Origin of the sequence: Metabacillus sp. YM-086, from assembly GCF_048059995.1 — a bacterium.
Lineage (GTDB): Bacteria > Bacillota > Bacilli > Bacillales > Bacillaceae > Metabacillus > Metabacillus litoralis_B.
On record NZ_JBLUOI010000028.1, the window covers coordinates 1 to 13,970 of the forward strand.

Below are 13,970 nucleotides of genomic sequence, written 5' to 3' on the forward strand. Positions count from 1 at the left end.
TGAGTATACAGCTGTTAAAGAAAATCCTTCTACTTTGCTTGCAGCTTGGATAAAACTTTCTGTAATCCAATTTGTTCCGATAATACCGAATCGAACCATATGAATCCCTCCAACATGTACTTTCTTCTATGTGCAAGTATATCTTTTTTTCAATAAAAGAAAAAGAATTCATTAGATATTTTAAATTTTATTATCTTTTCAAACGTTTTTCTCATGATTTCAATGAAAATATGTCATAATAAATAATTGAGTTAATACTAGATCCTACATACATAATTGAAGATATAGCAAAGGAGAAACAATATGAAAAAATTAATTGCAATTGATCTTGATGGAACATTATTGTCATCTAATATTGATATTTCAGCAGAAAACATTCAAGCCATTCAAGCTGCTCAACAAGCAGGTCATGTTGTCATGATTTGTTCAGGTCGTGCACCGGAAGATATTAAAACAGTAATTGATAAAACTCCACTACAATGTCCTGTTGCTGGAAGTAACGGCACAATGGTTATTGCTGACGGAAAACTATTAAGTCAAATATCAATAAATAAAGATATTGTCAAAAATGTAACAGAAGTCTTTAATCAAAAGGAATATCCATTTAAAATTTATAGTAATAAAGGAATCTTTGTTGCTTCTACTTGGTCTGAAAGAATGCTCTCATTCCTTGATAAAAATCAGGAAGTTTTAAACCATTTAACTCCTAAAGAATATAAGCTTATGACGGAGCAACCAAAGGAAACGGATAGCATTAAAATATTTGAAGAGCTTGATGCGGTGCTAGCAATTGAGGATCTTACTGTTCAAAAATTCTTTATCCCAACCATCTCTGGGAAAGAAGAGCTCATTTCCTCATTAGAAAAGTTTGAAGGAATTTCAATTACAACGTCTGGTCCGTTTAACATTGAGATTATGGATACAAACGGACATAAAGGTAACGGAATCCGAGTAATGGCTGAATATTTTAACATTCCAATTGAAAATACAGTGGCAATCGGAGATAACTTCAACGATGTTCCTATGCTTGAAACAGCTGGCTTATCAATTGCCATGGGGAACGGTGACCCTGCTGTTAAAGAAATGGCTGATGTTGTCACACTTACGAACAATGAAAATGGTGTTGCCCATGCTATTAATAAATATATTTTAGAACCTAAATAACATAAAAGAGCTAACAAGATTAAAGCCTTGTTAGCTCTTTTACGTAACGTTTACTCATTCAATACATGTAAATAGTTCTGCACAGTTAGAAGCTGCTCCTTGCTTGTCGCTTTCGGAGTAAACTCTCCACCTGCTTGTTGAATAATTGAATCGTACATCCCTTGTAGCTTTGATTGCTGAAGAGCCATTTCTATATGTGTTTGTCTTGCATTTGCTTTTTTCATCATAAGGGCAGAACTAAAATTATTATTAGCCATAGATTTAGAAGTTGATCTAGCCTTTAGAGCAATTTTCTCTTCCTCTTCCGTTAATGTTACCGGCCCAAAACTCATCTTCTGCTCATGAAGATCTGGAAGATGCATCGGCCCCGGTTGATTAGGGTCAATAAGAGCAAGCATGGCACGAACATGACTTCTCATAACAGTAATAGATGTATGGAGCATCTTTTTTAGTGATGGATTTTGTACAATCATATAATCCTGTTTGAATTGATGGATAACACCCTCGTGTGTAGCTAAATGTTGGGCCATCAAGCCTAGATCAGCCGCAGGTATTCTCATATTACTCCCTCCTCACCTTCTTAGAGTATATGAGAGAAAGGAAGAGAAACATTCCTTTGTAGCCAAAAATTCAATCATACTTCAGGTGTTGGAGTCGGCTTAGCGTATCCTTCTTTATACATGTTATCAATTTTTGATCGTATCTCTTTCACTGTTTTTCCATTTTGATAATCAACAATGGATTGAGCCGCTATTTCTAGACACACACCACACTTTGTTCCATGATCATCCCAAACGATAGTGCCATCTTCCCTATTTTCAAACACAAAACAATCATAGTTATTTTTATGATTTGCTGTTTCGCCACATCCACAGTAACAAGGAATGTTTTCCAATAATTCTCGATGTGCTGCTGAAGCTTTGTAGATCGTTTGCATATCCTCTGGTTTATCAGCTAAAAATGCTGGTAAAACATCTATACTTGCTGTTTCCTCGCGAATATCAGAAATTGTGCTATGTTGTTCATGATCTTCATGATTCTCTTCTTGGTCAGTGTCTGAACATCCTGTTATAAGGCTTCCTATTAAAAACATCATGATTAATTTGTTATATCTTTTCATATTATTTGCCTCCATTTAGTCTACGTTCCATGCTAATTTTAACATGTTCATAATAAACAGAGACAGGCAGATAAAAAAATTGTAGGTAACTTGAGGAAATCATTTTATATTCTCTATGTATCTAGCGAAACAACTCCTAATGTAAATTGATCCCATAACACCCTTTTCACTTTATCAGCTTAATTGTCCTGACAATGAACCATAACAAAAAGCTTATTAAAAAGGGTAGAATTATAACATCAATTTTTTTTGATTAATATGATTGACAAATGTAAATTTTGGATATATAGTTGAAATATCAAAAAAAATTGATGAAGAAAAGGTGTTTCCATGAAAGAAGAAATCAACTTACAAGATGTTTCTTTAGAAAAAACCTTTGAAATGTACGAGGGAAAATTTAAAGCAATTGCTGATAAAAAGAGACTTCAAATCATGAACCTTCTTACACAAAAAGGTGAAATTAACGTTAATGATCTCGCACCAATGGTAGATATGACACAATCAAAGCTGTCGTATCATTTAAAAATACTTTTAGATGCTAACCTCATCTTAAAAGATACAAGAGGTACATTTAATTTTTACAAGCTCAATCTCGATGAAGTGAACCACCTTTTATCAGCAGAGCTATGTTGTCTATTCAGACCCACATGCTGATAAAAATTTTTGTCATATAAATCAATTTTTTTTGATAAATAGATCAAATTATTTTGTTTAAGGAGGAGTAATATGTTTAATGATTATGAAATTTATATGCTTTCAAAATTCAAACAAAACGAAATGAACCTAAATAAGGATAATATCCCCAAGAGGCGTAAAAGAAAAACAAATAATGACCTTTTTAAGACTAAATCATTTGAAATGCCTACTTGTTGTCCATCAGTTTGTTGCTAACCTTTTTATAAAATACAGCCTTAGGAGGATTTAAATGAACATTCATATTGGTTTAAATGTAACAAAATTAGATGCTTCCCTTAGCTTTTATTCGAAGCTATTTGGTACAAAACCTGTAAAGGTAAAACAAGATTATGTGAAGTTTTTATTGGAAGATCCAGGGTTAAACTTTACGTTACGACCAGTAGAACATGTTGAGGGTAACCATATAAATCATTTTGGGTTTCAAATATTCAGTAAAGATGAGTTAAATAAGCATAAAGAAAGGCTAGAAAAGGAGGGGTTTTTCTCGCGGAGTGAGAGCGATACAACATGCTGTTATGCAAGGCAAGATAAATTTTGGATTACTGATCCTGATGGACACGAATGGGAGTTTTTCTTAACGAAAGAAGATACTGAAGTAGACACTATTCAAACTTGTTGTGGTTAATAAGCTATAAGAAAAAGCCGAGAATATCTCACGGCTTTTTCTTTGTTATTATTCTCCAGTTTTTGAAAATCTCTCAATTCTTTCATCTATTTCATCACGAACACGCTGGAAGAATGCCCATTTCTCCTCCTCTGTTCCCTCGGCCTTTGCTGGGTCATCAAATCCCCAATGTACACGTTTAATGTGCGAGGGAGTTACAGGACAATTATCTGCTGCATGACCACATAATGTAACAACTAAATCAGCATTGTTTAAAATTTCAGGATCGATCACATCAGATGTTTGATTTGAAATATCAATGCCAACCTCACTCATTGCTTTCACAGCATTTGGATTTAAACCATGTGCTTCTAAACCTGCACTTTTTACTTCCCATTCATCACCTAAGTGTTTTTTTGCCCAGCCTTCTGCCATTTGGCTTCTGCAAGAATTTCCAGTACATAAGAAGTAGATTGTTTTTTTAGACATAATAGTTGCTCCTTTTTAACTATATTAATGGATGATAAGTAACCAGATATATAAACCAACAAGTGTAATAAACAATGTTGGAATGGTTAAGAGTATTCCTGTTTTAAAATACGTTCCCCAAGAGATTTTTACACCCTTTAAAGATAAAACATGCAACCATAACAAAGTAGCAAGTGATCCAATCGGTGTAATCTTAGGGCCTAAGTCAGAACCAATGACATTAGCATAGATAAGTGCTTCCCTTATGACACCTGATGTATTTGTATCTGAGATGGCTAAGGCATCAATCATAACCGTAGGCATGTTGTTCATAATAGAGGATAATACCGCAGCAATAAAGCCCATTCCTATTGTTGCAGCAAATAAGCCCTGGTCAGCTGTTGCTTGAATTAAATTTGCTAGAACATCGGTTAATCCAACATTTCGCAAACTATAAACCACTACATACATGCCGATTGAGAAAAACACAATTGCCCAAGGGGCACCTTTTATTACAGTTTTTGTGTTAACCGCAGAACTTCTTTTGGCCATAAGTAAAAAGAAAATTGCTATTATACCTGCAATAATAGATACAGGAATTCCAATAAATTCACTTGCGAAATATCCAACAAGTAATATACCCAACACAATCCAAGATAACTTGAACATTTTTTCATCTCGAATGGCATCTGCAGGTTTTTTTAATTGTGATAAGTCATAGTGTCTCGGAATACTTTTCCGGAAAAAAAGAAATAGAACTAAAATACTTGCACCTAATGAAAAAAAGTTAGGAATAATCATTCGCGATGCAAACTCAACAAACCCAATTCCAAAAAAGTCAGCAGAAACAATGTTTACTAAGTTACTAACGACTAATGGAAGCGATGTTGTATCTGCAATAAAGCCACTTGCGATGATAAATGGAAAGACCATTTTTTCACTAAAGTTTAAATTTCTAACCATTGCAAGAACAATTGGTGTCAAAATTAAGGCAGCACCATCATTTGCAAAAAATGCTGCAACAATCGCACCTAATATACTTACATAAATAAACATCTTTATCCCGTTTCCACGAGCTGCTCTTGCCATATGTAAAGCTGACCACTCAAAGAAACCAATTTCATCTAATATTAGCGAAATAATGATGATTGCAATAAACGCTAATGTTGCGTTCCAGACAATAGACGTTACATCCAACACATCTTTAAAATCCACAACACCCACTAGCAAAGCTAAAATAGCACCACCACATGCAGACCACCCAATAGATAGTCCTTTCGGCTGCCATATAACTAGAGTAAGTGTAATTAAAAAGATAATGGATGCGAGAAATACTGATGTCATTCGTTACCCTCCATTCATTCACATATGATCCGTAGTCCTTGATCTTCTAATTCTTTAATACGATAATCTTGATTTGGAAGGTGTTGAAGTAGGCTTTGAATGACTGGATAATAGTCACTATCTTTATTCAAAGAATAAATAATCCACTGACCTCTTCTCGACTCTTTCACAATGTTAGCATCTTTTAATTTTCGTAGATGTTGACTAATAGCCGGCTGACTAGTATTAAAAATAGCAACAAACTCACAAACACAGCAATCATTTGAATCTAACATTTTCACCATTGTTAAGCGTGTTTTATCACCTAGCAGTTTCAGAATTGATGCCGTTTTCTCTAATTCAATTGTAGTTCCCAACAAACATTCCACCCTAAACTTCATCCGTATATCAATATATAATAATTCGCTTATATATTCAATAAAAAAACCTTGTTTATTTTATATTACACAACTAAATCTAAAAAATACGGTTCAATATCCCTTTGAACCGTATCGCTTCATAATCTATATATCTTTTAAATAATATCCATCCAAATTTTAATAGCAGTTACAAAGATTAATAATGCCAGAATTACTTGTAAAACTTTTGTATTTATCTTCTTACCTGCAATTGCTCCTAGTGGTGATGCAATCAAACTAGCTATAACCATAATTGCTGCTGGACCGTAATCAACTTGCCCAGTCGTTATTTTTCCTACAGTTGCACCAATAGAAGAAATAAATGTAATAGCTAGAGATGAAGCAATTGTCATACGAGTTGGAATTTTTAATACAACTAACATAATTGGCACGAGCAAAAATGCTCCTGCTGCACCTACAATTCCTGCCCCTACACCTACGATTAAGGCTAGGATAGCTGAGAGCCACTTGTTAATTTTCACTTGATCTAGTGGTATATCGTCAATTCCCTTTTTAGGAATAAACATCATCACTGCAGCAATTAAAGCTAATATTCCATAAATCAGATTAATGCCTCCTTCAGACATTAATTTAGAACCATAACCACCAATGAAGCTACCGATTAATATACTGGCTCCCATATAAGTAATAAGTGTTCTATTTAAATATCCACCTTTTCTGTATGCCCAAACACCACCGATTGTCGCAAAAAATACCTGTACAGCACTAATACCTGAAACTTCATGAGCACTAAATGCTGCTAAACCAAATAAAGGTGGGATGTATAATAGCATTGGATATTTTATAATAGAACCACCAATTCCTAGCATACCTGAAATATAAGAGCCTACAAAACCAATAATAAAGACCGTTATAATAAAAGCCATATCCATGTTTGTTACCTCCCATTTAGAAAAGGGAACCTTACAATAGGTTCCCTCTATATATTCATGCCGTTTAAATTATCTAACCGCACAGCGATTAGGTCCGATTTCCATTTCTCGTTGCGTTTCTTCATCTGGAGTGATTTTCCCCATATTTGTTTCACGAATTTCTTGATATGCATTTGGTTGTGGTGGTAAGTTTTCTGTAACAAGTTCTCTAAATTCATTTTCATCTTTAATGTTTAAACCATGATTTTCTGCAAACAAAGTTCCTAATCTTTTTGCTACACTTCCATCATCATTCAACTCATCAATAATCATAAAGTGAGCTGGTAATACAATTAGGTCCTCTGAAAGTTCACGATAACGTGAATATAAACTTTCTCTTAAATCAGCTACCCAATCTTCAGCCATTCCCGCTAAATCTGGTCTTCCAATCGAATCGATAAAGAGAATATCTCCTGATAATAGGTATGATGAGTCAACAACAAATGATGTTGAGCCAATTGTATGGCCTGGTGAATATATTGCATGAATATCAATAGCTGTGTTTCCAATTTGGACTGTATTGCCACCTTCTAGTGGACTATAATCGAATGTTACCTCAGTTGCATCCTTTGGTGGTAACCAATATGTTGCACCAGTGTTCTCAGCAATCACTCTACCACCTGAAATATGATCAGCATGAAGGTGTGTGTCAAATACATGAGTAATAGATGCGCCAATCTTGTGTGCAAAGCTTAGATAAGTAGAAGTCATTCTAGTTGAATCAATTATTGCTGCTTCTCCATTTGAAATAATCATATAAGATAAGCAACCTTTTCCAATGCGAACAAATTGATAAATCTCCCCACCATCTCTTAGATCGCCAATTCTCACTGGCTCTAAGTGTTCACTCCAAGCCTTCATACCGCCTGCTAAGTAAGAAACATCTAAACCTTGTTCTGTAAGCATTTCTGCCACCATAATAGAAGAGCCTTCTTTCGCACACACCACTAATACTTCTTTATCAGAAGGAATCTTTTCTAAAATTTCTTCAACACCATCTAGTAATTCAAAATATGGGATGTTTAGATAAACAAAGTTTTCTCCTTCTATTTTCCAATTTTGAAAATCTCCTTCATTACGAACATCGAAAATAAATAATTCTTCTTTGTTAAAAATCTTTTTTGTTACTTGTTTTGAATTCATCGCTTTTACTGTCATATCTGACTACCCCCTACGGTATATTAAAATTCAAAAAAATATATCAAATATAGTCAAGCGTAGAACCTTGTTCGTTCCATTGCGCTCCAGACACTTGCTTTCCGCGGGGAGGAAGTCGAGCCTCCTCGGCTTTGCCTGCGGGGTCTCGACCTTTCCTCTACCTCCCGCAGGAGTCAAGTGTCTTCTGCTCCATTTCACTAATTAATATAAAATTTGTAATCAAAGCTCAATTTTTTGCGAAATCAAGTAATTATCCAACTATTTAACCAGATACATTACCTAGTTAAATTGGATGTTATCCCAGACCACTCATTCATACCTGGTACAACATTGTTAACCTTTTCGAAACCTTTTTCAGTTAATTTTTGAGACGCGAGATCACTTCGGCTACCAGTTCGGCACACTACATAAATTTCATCCTCTTTATCTAATTCACTTACACGCTCATCTAATTCACCTAACGGAATAGAGATTGCGTTTGGAATATGGCTAAATGCATATTCAGCAGATTCTCTTACATCTAACACAACAATGTTTTTTCTTGCTTCCAGCTTTTGCTCTAGTTCTTTATTACTTGTTACATGTGGATGTTTTTTTTCGATCGTTTCATCATTTGAAGCTTTACGCAGATAATGCATTAACACATCTGCTTCTTCTAGTGTACCAAGATATTGATGTCCCGAGCTTTTTGCCCATGCTTGGATATCAGCCTTTGATCCTTTATCCGTGGCTTGAACCTCTAAAACCTGTCCTGCTTCGAGTTCATTCATTGCTTTCTTTGTTCTTACTATTGGCATTGGACATGCTAATCCTTTTGCATCTACCATTAAATCGGTTTTTAATGAGTTCATATATAAACTTCCTCCTCGTACCCACCAGGGTATGTTTTCCGATAAAAAAATTAGTTTGTTTCGCCTTCCCAATCAAGCATTCCACCGGTCATATTAATCACATTAAAACCTTGGTTTTCTAAGAACTGATAGGCACGACCACTTCTTCCACCTGAGCGACAAACCAATATATACTCTTTTGACTTATCAAGCTCATTCATACGAAATTCTAATAAGCCTAGTGGAATATGAAATGCGCACGGGATTTTCCCTGCTTGTACTTCTTCTACTTCTCTCACATCAACAATGTTTACACTCCTACCTTGAGTTAGCATGTTTTCTACTTCTTTTGCAGTAAATTGTTTCATATTAATAGCCTCCTTTTATCTCCAAGCGCTCAAACCGCCTTTTACATTTGTTACATTAGTGAATCCTAATTTTTTCAACGTTTTACTAGCCTTTTGACTTCTCATACTACTTTGACAAATCACAATAACTTCTTTGTCTTTTGATAATTCCTTCTCAGCTTTCTGACTCAGTTCATGAAGTGGAATATTTTTAAATTCTTTAATACGATTCCCTTTAAACTCACCAGGAGTTCTAACATCAACAAACTGCTTATTTTTATCTTTTAATTCATTCTTAAGTTCCGTTGTTGAGATATGTTTTACTCCTTTAGCAGGAATGATCCTGTTCAGGATAAAAAATACGAAAAGAGCAATGACGATATAGTTAATGTATTCCAATGTATTTCCTCCCTACATACTTAGGGGAGTATCCCCCTACTAACTTTAAATGAATAAATTCACGTTTCCATCCTCTGCATCTGCAAGATATGCTGCAACACCTGCATAATCAATTTTATCTAATAGTTCTTCTTCTTTAAGGCCTAATAAATCCATTGTCATCGTACAAGCTACTAGTTTCACATCTTGTTCTTGTGCCATCTCAATTAAATTTGAAAGAGGCAGTGCATTATGCTTTTTCATGACATCTTTGATCATTATAGGACCAAAACCAGCAAAGTTCATTTTGGATAATCCCATTTTTTCTGCGCCTCTTGGCATTATTTTGCCAAACATCTTTTCCATAAAACCTTTCTTCACTTGAATAGCTTCATCTTTACGAAGAGCATTTAATCCCCAAAATGTGTGAAAAATTGTTACTTCATGATCATAAGCAGCTGCACCATTTGCTATAATGTAAGCCGCCATTGCTTTATCATAATCACCACTGAATAGTACAATTGTTGTTTTTTTCATTTCTGTCACAGTAGTTCCTCCTCATTTACCCCCAAGGGTATAAATATCTTTAAAATTTTTTATCCTTTTCTAATCCAGAACTTTAGAATTTGACCTTCTTCCTCATGCTTTAAAAATTCATGGCCACCAGAGTTTGCCCAAGCAGTTAAATCATTTTTTGCACCTTTGTCTGTTGCATGAATTTCTAATACTTGACCAGAATCTAATTCATTCATTGCCTTCTTTGTTTTTACAATTGGCATTGGACATGCTAATCCTTTTGCATCTAACACTTTATCTATATTCATTGTGAAATCCTCCTAATTTTAATTACCTTTACCCCTACGGGTATATACTAGTATAAATAAAAAAGAGTGTCAACCTATTACTCACCGACTTTTAACTAGTAGATTAACCGCTTCTTTCACTAATTCCTCTGTACTGTGTTCTCCAGTTTCTTCAGCATGACGAACACATTCTACCAAGTTTGAACTGACAACTACGCCTATAGTTCGATCAATTGCCGTTCTTGCTGCAGACAACTGCATAATAACTTCCTTACAATCTTTTCCTTCTTCCATCATACGTAAAATACCTCTAAGTTGTCCCCCAATTCGCTTTACTCTATTTTTCATTTGATCGTTAAATTCCATCTAAATACCTCCTTTACTTATAACTATTGTTTATCTTTTAGCAGGTATATCTTTTAGAAAAATGATTATTTATATAAATTTCAGTATTAATAAAAGAAAACTATCTGGTTAGCCACTGTGCAGTAAGAATAACTTACAGGATCAATAATATACCTATATGGGTATATTGTCAACCTGTATCATTTCATTTTTAAACAGATGTATTTCTACAATCCACTTATAAGGTAGATACATTATAAGTAACAGTACAATATTTTGGTTGATTTGCTGACCTTGTCTTTATAGGAAACCCCCTTTCTCCTCCATATGAAGGGAAAGGGGGTGGATGGCTAAAAAATTATTAAAAAATATTACAGATCCATTTACTCATGCACTTTATCCCAATAGTACTGACTTATAGCGTTTCCTAAAATATCGGCACTACGATAAAGTTCTTCCAGATTATTTTCTACTCCACCTATTTCAACAATAACACTATTTGGTAGTAAATCTTGATTATAGACACCATTACCTTGGGACTTATCTTTAATGATGACTCCTCTAGAAAGACCAGGATATTTCTTCTCAATAACTTCATGAATACCATTCGTAAAATCTAAATTTTTCTTATAATTTTCATGTCCACTCCCAATTACAAACGAAACTTTGGCAAGTGATTCTCCACCAATGTCAATTGTTGAATGTTCTCTTGGCAATGAATCACGATGAATATCGAATGCCATTTCTAAATCTCTATTTTCGCGCAATTCATTTACAACAACCTCCCTGGACATTTGATAAGAACGACCAAATGTTAAGTTGCGGTTATTTAACATATTTACTATATCTACTTGACTAACATCATTCCAAATACCATTGCTTCTCAAGGAATCTCCTAATCTGTTTCCAACCAGTGATATATTTACTTTGGAATGGTAAGCACTCTCTGGGGCAGTTCCTTTTTTAAAGTAAGGTAAAAAAGATTCTCTAGTATGAGAAAAATAGATAAAGACTATTCTTCTTCCAAATGTACTGTGAAACTCTTTCTGTTTGATTTCTGGCCTTTTTATTTCCATTTCGTTCAATGAATCAATCTTTTCTTGAATCAGCTCTGCGTCCTGTTTAAGTGAATCAGCATTCGGTACTAGTTCAGTTGATACCTCTGAAGAACTATTACTCATAAATTTTGAGCTATTTAAAGAGTTGGAATTCACCTTTGTACTTAACTCCCCACTTTTACTTCCTTTTTTTATTCGGGGTTCCTCCTTTTCGTAAAGGAAGAAAATTACTGTTAACAACCCTAAAAACAGTGTTACTACGGTAAATAATAATAACTTTAATGTTTTGGTACTTAGTTCATTCATATTTTTCCCTCTATCAAAGTAATATATTACTTTATATATCGGTTAGATTTGAAGATTACTTTATCTTTGTTCTTCTTGTTAACAAATAATAAATCGAGATTATCTATTGGCCGTGTATAAAAGAATACAATAAGAAAAGTCACTGGTACTTTTCACTCTATAAATACTTCCGCGACACACTCTTCCCATCATAAGAAAACAATACAGCTTTTCCTTCTAAAACACTTTCCATATGCACTGGTCTACCCCAAAGCTGGTACACATATGGAAGAACTTTCTCTAGATATTTTAAATCAAGCTCAATATCCTCAAACCAATGCTTTAGGTAAAGTTCGTTGTTTTTCAAGTAATCTCCATCGTTAACTGTAATATAAGGGAATCCGCCGTTCACCCGCATACTAACTAGTTGATCACGGACTCCCTCCCACTCTTTATCAACAATTTTATAATCGCGTCCTTGCTTTTGGAAAAGATACATATCTTCTCTTAACACGAGATCCTTTGTTAAGTAATTGTGGATAAATGAGATATCTGATTCTACTTCACGAACCTCAAACATTTTTTCTCGGCCTGAACCTGGCTTTGCACCAAACATTTTCATTTCTTCTGTTGGGTTATTATAGCGTTCTTCTATATCTTCAAAGGTTTTTAAACCAAGATAATATGGATTAATACTCGTTTTTGATGGCTGTACAACACCAGCATTTAGCTTAGCGAACTCAACTGCTTCATCTGAAGTAAGATCCATCTCTCGGATAATACGCTGATGCCAATACGAAGCCCAGCCTTCGTATCGCAATGGTGTTTTTGTAATGTTAGTGATCTTTCATAAAATGTGCAGATTCTAAGGAGTTTGTTAAAACTACGTTACTTTCTGCATTGGACGGGTACTATTAATAATGTAAAAAAATTAGGAGGTATTCGATATGTTAAACCAACAATATAAAGAATGTATCCAAGCATGCTTAGAATGTATGGAAGCTTGTAATGTTTGTTATAGCGCATGCCTTAAAGAAGAAAATATAGCGATGATGTCAAACTGCATTCGTCTTGACATAGAATGTGCTGATATTTGTAGTTTTGCAGCAAAAGCAATGCAAACCAATAGCCCATTTGCTGAGCAAATTTGTAAACTGTGTGCTGAAATATGTGAGGCGTGTGGAAAAGAGTGTAAACAACATGAGCATGAACATTGTAAAAAATGTGCTGAATCTTGTTTTAGATGTGCAGAAGCATGTCGCCAAATGGCTTAATAACAAGAATATGAATAACAACTGTTTATCTTCTTGAGCAGAGCATTGCTTGCTTTGCTCTTTAATCTATATTCTGATTAATAAGAATGTACGAATACTTGGTTACTAATTGGGAAAAACACTATGTAAATAGTCAAGAAAGGAGTCGTGATTATGAAACAATACTTGAAATTTGCTGGGATGATCTTCACCTCAACTATTGTCATGTTTGTATTTAAATATTTAAGCACTTACAGTCTAGATCATGTTTTTTTTAGCGAATCAAGGCTTTATATGGCTCTGTTAATGGGTGCTACGATGACTATTATTATGTTAGGGTTTATGTACCGTATGCTAAAAAACAGAAAAGTAAATATCGGGATTGCAATTGTTAGTGTTCTTGTTTTCTCGATTTCACTTTTCCTATTACGAAGTCAAACATACGTGGATGATACCGACTACATGGAAGCCATGATTCCCCATCATTCTATTGCGATATTAACTAGTGAACGTGCAAAAATTTCCGACCCAAGAGTTCGTAAACTAGCAGATAAAATTATAAAAGCTCAACGTAAAGAGATTGATGAAATGAAGAAATTAATTGAGGATCTAGAGGATGAAGAATAAAACTATCTTACTAAAAAACCTCCAATTGGAGGTTTTTTTATATTTAAAGAAGGCTTCGACATTCTGCAATACATTCTTCTAAGTCTTTTACAGCATGCTGCATTCTTTGTTTTGATTGCTCATGCGCTTTGCTGATTGCATTATTTAACTTGAAGATCTG

The 13,970-nt window shown here is 34.4% G+C and carries 19 protein-coding genes and 2 pseudogenes; 5 read left to right on the plus strand and 16 right to left on the minus strand.

Annotated features, from left to right (window positions below):
- Nucleotides 1–99 (minus strand): annotated as a pseudogene (locus ACEWK1_RS13310) (oxidoreductase); the annotation flags it as partial.
- 204 nt (nucleotides 100–303) lie between these two features.
- Here ACEWK1_RS13310 and ACEWK1_RS13315 point away from each other — a divergent pair.
- Entirely contained in the window at nucleotides 304–1,164 is an 861-nt protein-coding gene (locus ACEWK1_RS13315) for a Cof-type HAD-IIB family hydrolase (protein WP_212136042.1), read from the plus strand.
- Nucleotides 1,165–1,214: 50 nt separating this feature from the next.
- On the opposite strand, the gene ACEWK1_RS13320 is transcribed toward ACEWK1_RS13315, so the two are convergent.
- Together ACEWK1_RS13320 and ACEWK1_RS13325 are read right to left on the minus strand one after the other, a co-directional pair.
- Nucleotides 1,215–1,724, minus strand: a complete 510-nt coding sequence (locus ACEWK1_RS13320) for a hypothetical protein (RefSeq protein WP_212136041.1) — start codon at nucleotides 1,722–1,724, stop codon at nucleotides 1,215–1,217.
- A 74-nt stretch (nucleotides 1,725–1,798) separates the two neighbouring features.
- On the minus strand, nucleotides 1,799–2,284 hold the full coding sequence (locus ACEWK1_RS13325; RefSeq protein WP_121664576.1) for a PCYCGC motif-containing (lipo)protein: 486 nt from the start codon (nucleotides 2,282–2,284) through the stop codon (nucleotides 1,799–1,801).
- A gap of 330 nt (nucleotides 2,285–2,614) precedes the next feature.
- On the opposite strand from ACEWK1_RS13325, the gene ACEWK1_RS13330 reads away from it, so the two are divergent.
- Both ACEWK1_RS13330 and ACEWK1_RS13335 read left to right on the plus strand, forming a co-directional pair.
- The gene (locus tag ACEWK1_RS13330) at nucleotides 2,615–2,938 is read left to right on the plus strand and encodes an ArsR/SmtB family transcription factor (protein WP_212136040.1); all 324 of its coding nucleotides are present in this window, start codon (nucleotides 2,615–2,617) and stop codon (nucleotides 2,936–2,938) included.
- 271 nt (nucleotides 2,939–3,209) lie between these two features.
- Nucleotides 3,210–3,605, plus strand: coding sequence for an ArsI/CadI family heavy metal resistance metalloenzyme (locus tag ACEWK1_RS13335; protein WP_121664574.1), 396 nt, complete (start codon nucleotides 3,210–3,212; stop codon nucleotides 3,603–3,605).
- Nucleotides 3,606–3,653: 48 nt separating this feature from the next.
- On the opposite strand, the gene arsC is transcribed toward ACEWK1_RS13335, so the two are convergent.
- The 13 genes and pseudogenes from arsC to ACEWK1_RS13400 all read right to left on the minus strand — a co-directional run.
- Nucleotides 3,654–4,073: an arsenate reductase (thioredoxin) gene (arsC, locus tag ACEWK1_RS13340; RefSeq protein ID WP_121664573.1), complete on the minus strand. Its 420-nt coding sequence runs from the start codon at nucleotides 4,071–4,073 to the stop codon at nucleotides 3,654–3,656.
- Nucleotides 4,074–4,097: 24 nt separating this feature from the next.
- Nucleotides 4,098–5,396: an arsenic transporter gene (locus ACEWK1_RS13345; RefSeq protein ID WP_121664572.1), complete on the minus strand. Its 1,299-nt coding sequence runs from the start codon at nucleotides 5,394–5,396 to the stop codon at nucleotides 4,098–4,100.
- Between the two features lie 14 nt (nucleotides 5,397–5,410).
- Entirely contained in the window at nucleotides 5,411–5,776 is a 366-nt protein-coding gene (locus tag ACEWK1_RS13350; RefSeq protein ID WP_416636375.1) for an ArsR/SmtB family transcription factor, read from the minus strand.
- A 134-nt stretch (nucleotides 5,777–5,910) separates the two neighbouring features.
- Nucleotides 5,911–6,687 (minus strand): sulfite exporter TauE/SafE family protein, encoded by a 777-nt coding sequence (locus ACEWK1_RS13355; RefSeq protein WP_212136038.1) that lies wholly within the window; start codon nucleotides 6,685–6,687, stop codon nucleotides 5,911–5,913.
- A gap of 69 nt (nucleotides 6,688–6,756) precedes the next feature.
- Complete coding sequence (locus tag ACEWK1_RS13360) at nucleotides 6,757–7,884, minus strand: MBL fold metallo-hydrolase (protein WP_212136037.1); 1,128 nt, start codon at nucleotides 7,882–7,884, stop codon at nucleotides 6,757–6,759.
- Between the two features lie 275 nt (nucleotides 7,885–8,159).
- Entirely contained in the window at nucleotides 8,160–8,735 is a 576-nt protein-coding gene (locus ACEWK1_RS13365; protein WP_212136036.1) for a sulfurtransferase TusA family protein, read from the minus strand.
- 50 nt (nucleotides 8,736–8,785) lie between these two features.
- A complete protein-coding gene (locus ACEWK1_RS13370) occupies nucleotides 8,786–9,082 on the minus strand; it encodes a rhodanese-like domain-containing protein (protein ID WP_121664567.1) in 297 nt (98 codons plus the stop codon).
- Between the two features lie 15 nt (nucleotides 9,083–9,097).
- Nucleotides 9,098–9,460, minus strand: a complete 363-nt coding sequence (locus ACEWK1_RS13375) for a rhodanese-like domain-containing protein (protein ID WP_212136035.1) — start codon at nucleotides 9,458–9,460, stop codon at nucleotides 9,098–9,100.
- Between the two features lie 45 nt (nucleotides 9,461–9,505).
- Nucleotides 9,506–9,985: a DsrE/DsrF/DrsH-like family protein gene (locus ACEWK1_RS13380; protein WP_212136034.1), complete on the minus strand. Its 480-nt coding sequence runs from the start codon at nucleotides 9,983–9,985 to the stop codon at nucleotides 9,506–9,508.
- A 50-nt stretch (nucleotides 9,986–10,035) separates the two neighbouring features.
- Entirely contained in the window at nucleotides 10,036–10,263 is a 228-nt protein-coding gene (locus ACEWK1_RS13385) for a sulfurtransferase TusA family protein (RefSeq protein ID WP_121664564.1), read from the minus strand.
- Nucleotides 10,264–10,344: 81 nt separating this feature from the next.
- Nucleotides 10,345–10,608 (minus strand): metal-sensitive transcriptional regulator, encoded by a 264-nt coding sequence (locus tag ACEWK1_RS13390; RefSeq protein ID WP_212136033.1) that lies wholly within the window; start codon nucleotides 10,606–10,608, stop codon nucleotides 10,345–10,347.
- 362 nt (nucleotides 10,609–10,970) lie between these two features.
- Nucleotides 10,971–11,951: a stage II sporulation protein P gene (locus ACEWK1_RS13395; RefSeq protein WP_212136032.1), complete on the minus strand. Its 981-nt coding sequence runs from the start codon at nucleotides 11,949–11,951 to the stop codon at nucleotides 10,971–10,973.
- 157 nt (nucleotides 11,952–12,108) lie between these two features.
- Nucleotides 12,109–12,747: pseudogene (locus tag ACEWK1_RS13400) on the minus strand (SpoVR family protein); the annotation flags it as partial.
- Between the two features lie 130 nt (nucleotides 12,748–12,877).
- Between ACEWK1_RS13400 and ACEWK1_RS13405 the strand changes: the two are divergent.
- The gene (locus tag ACEWK1_RS13405) at nucleotides 12,878–13,204 is read left to right on the plus strand and encodes a four-helix bundle copper-binding protein (protein ID WP_212136031.1); all 327 of its coding nucleotides are present in this window, start codon (nucleotides 12,878–12,880) and stop codon (nucleotides 13,202–13,204) included.
- Between the two features lie 153 nt (nucleotides 13,205–13,357).
- Nucleotides 13,358–13,810, plus strand: a complete 453-nt coding sequence (locus tag ACEWK1_RS13410; RefSeq protein WP_212136030.1) for a DUF305 domain-containing protein — start codon at nucleotides 13,358–13,360, stop codon at nucleotides 13,808–13,810.
- Nucleotides 13,811–13,970: the final 160 nt, after the last annotated feature.

What these genes read in the sequence shown, in the direction of transcription:
- ACEWK1_RS13410 (WP_212136030.1), top strand. Translation starts at nt 13,358, where the DNA reads ATGAAACAATACTTGAAATTTGCTGGGATGATCTTCACCTCAACTATT.
- arsC (WP_121664573.1), bottom strand. Translation starts at nt 4,073, where the DNA reads ATGTCTAAAAAAACAATCTACTTCTTATGTACTGGAAATTCTTGCAGA.
- ACEWK1_RS13385 (WP_121664564.1), bottom strand. Translation starts at nt 10,263, where the DNA reads ATGAATATAGATAAAGTGTTAGATGCAAAAGGATTAGCATGTCCAATG.
- ACEWK1_RS13365 (WP_212136036.1), bottom strand. Translation starts at nt 8,735, where the DNA reads ATGAACTCATTAAAAACCGATTTAATGGTAGATGCAAAAGGATTAGCA.
- ACEWK1_RS13330 (WP_212136040.1), top strand. Translation starts at nt 2,615, where the DNA reads ATGAAAGAAGAAATCAACTTACAAGATGTTTCTTTAGAAAAAACCTTT.
- ACEWK1_RS13320 (WP_212136041.1), bottom strand. Translation starts at nt 1,724, where the DNA reads ATGAGAATACCTGCGGCTGATCTAGGCTTGATGGCCCAACATTTAGCT.
- ACEWK1_RS13405 (WP_212136031.1), top strand. Translation starts at nt 12,878, where the DNA reads ATGTTAAACCAACAATATAAAGAATGTATCCAAGCATGCTTAGAATGT.
- ACEWK1_RS13350 (WP_416636375.1), bottom strand. Translation starts at nt 5,776, where the DNA reads ATGAAGTTTAGGGTGGAATGTTTGTTGGGAACTACAATTGAATTAGAG.
- ACEWK1_RS13325 (WP_121664576.1), bottom strand. Translation starts at nt 2,284, where the DNA reads ATGAAAAGATATAACAAATTAATCATGATGTTTTTAATAGGAAGCCTT.
- ACEWK1_RS13360 (WP_212136037.1), bottom strand. Translation starts at nt 7,884, where the DNA reads ATGACAGTAAAAGCGATGAATTCAAAACAAGTAACAAAAAAGATTTTT.
- ACEWK1_RS13390 (WP_212136033.1), bottom strand. Translation starts at nt 10,608, where the DNA reads ATGGAATTTAACGATCAAATGAAAAATAGAGTAAAGCGAATTGGGGGA.
- ACEWK1_RS13335 (WP_121664574.1), top strand. Translation starts at nt 3,210, where the DNA reads ATGAACATTCATATTGGTTTAAATGTAACAAAATTAGATGCTTCCCTT.
- ACEWK1_RS13315 (WP_212136042.1), top strand. Translation starts at nt 304, where the DNA reads ATGAAAAAATTAATTGCAATTGATCTTGATGGAACATTATTGTCATCT.
- ACEWK1_RS13355 (WP_212136038.1), bottom strand. Translation starts at nt 6,687, where the DNA reads ATGGATATGGCTTTTATTATAACGGTCTTTATTATTGGTTTTGTAGGC.
- ACEWK1_RS13370 (WP_121664567.1), bottom strand. Translation starts at nt 9,082, where the DNA reads ATGAAACAATTTACTGCAAAAGAAGTAGAAAACATGCTAACTCAAGGT.
- ACEWK1_RS13345 (WP_121664572.1), bottom strand. Translation starts at nt 5,396, where the DNA reads ATGACATCAGTATTTCTCGCATCCATTATCTTTTTAATTACACTTACT.
- ACEWK1_RS13395 (WP_212136032.1), bottom strand. Translation starts at nt 11,951, where the DNA reads ATGAATGAACTAAGTACCAAAACATTAAAGTTATTATTATTTACCGTA.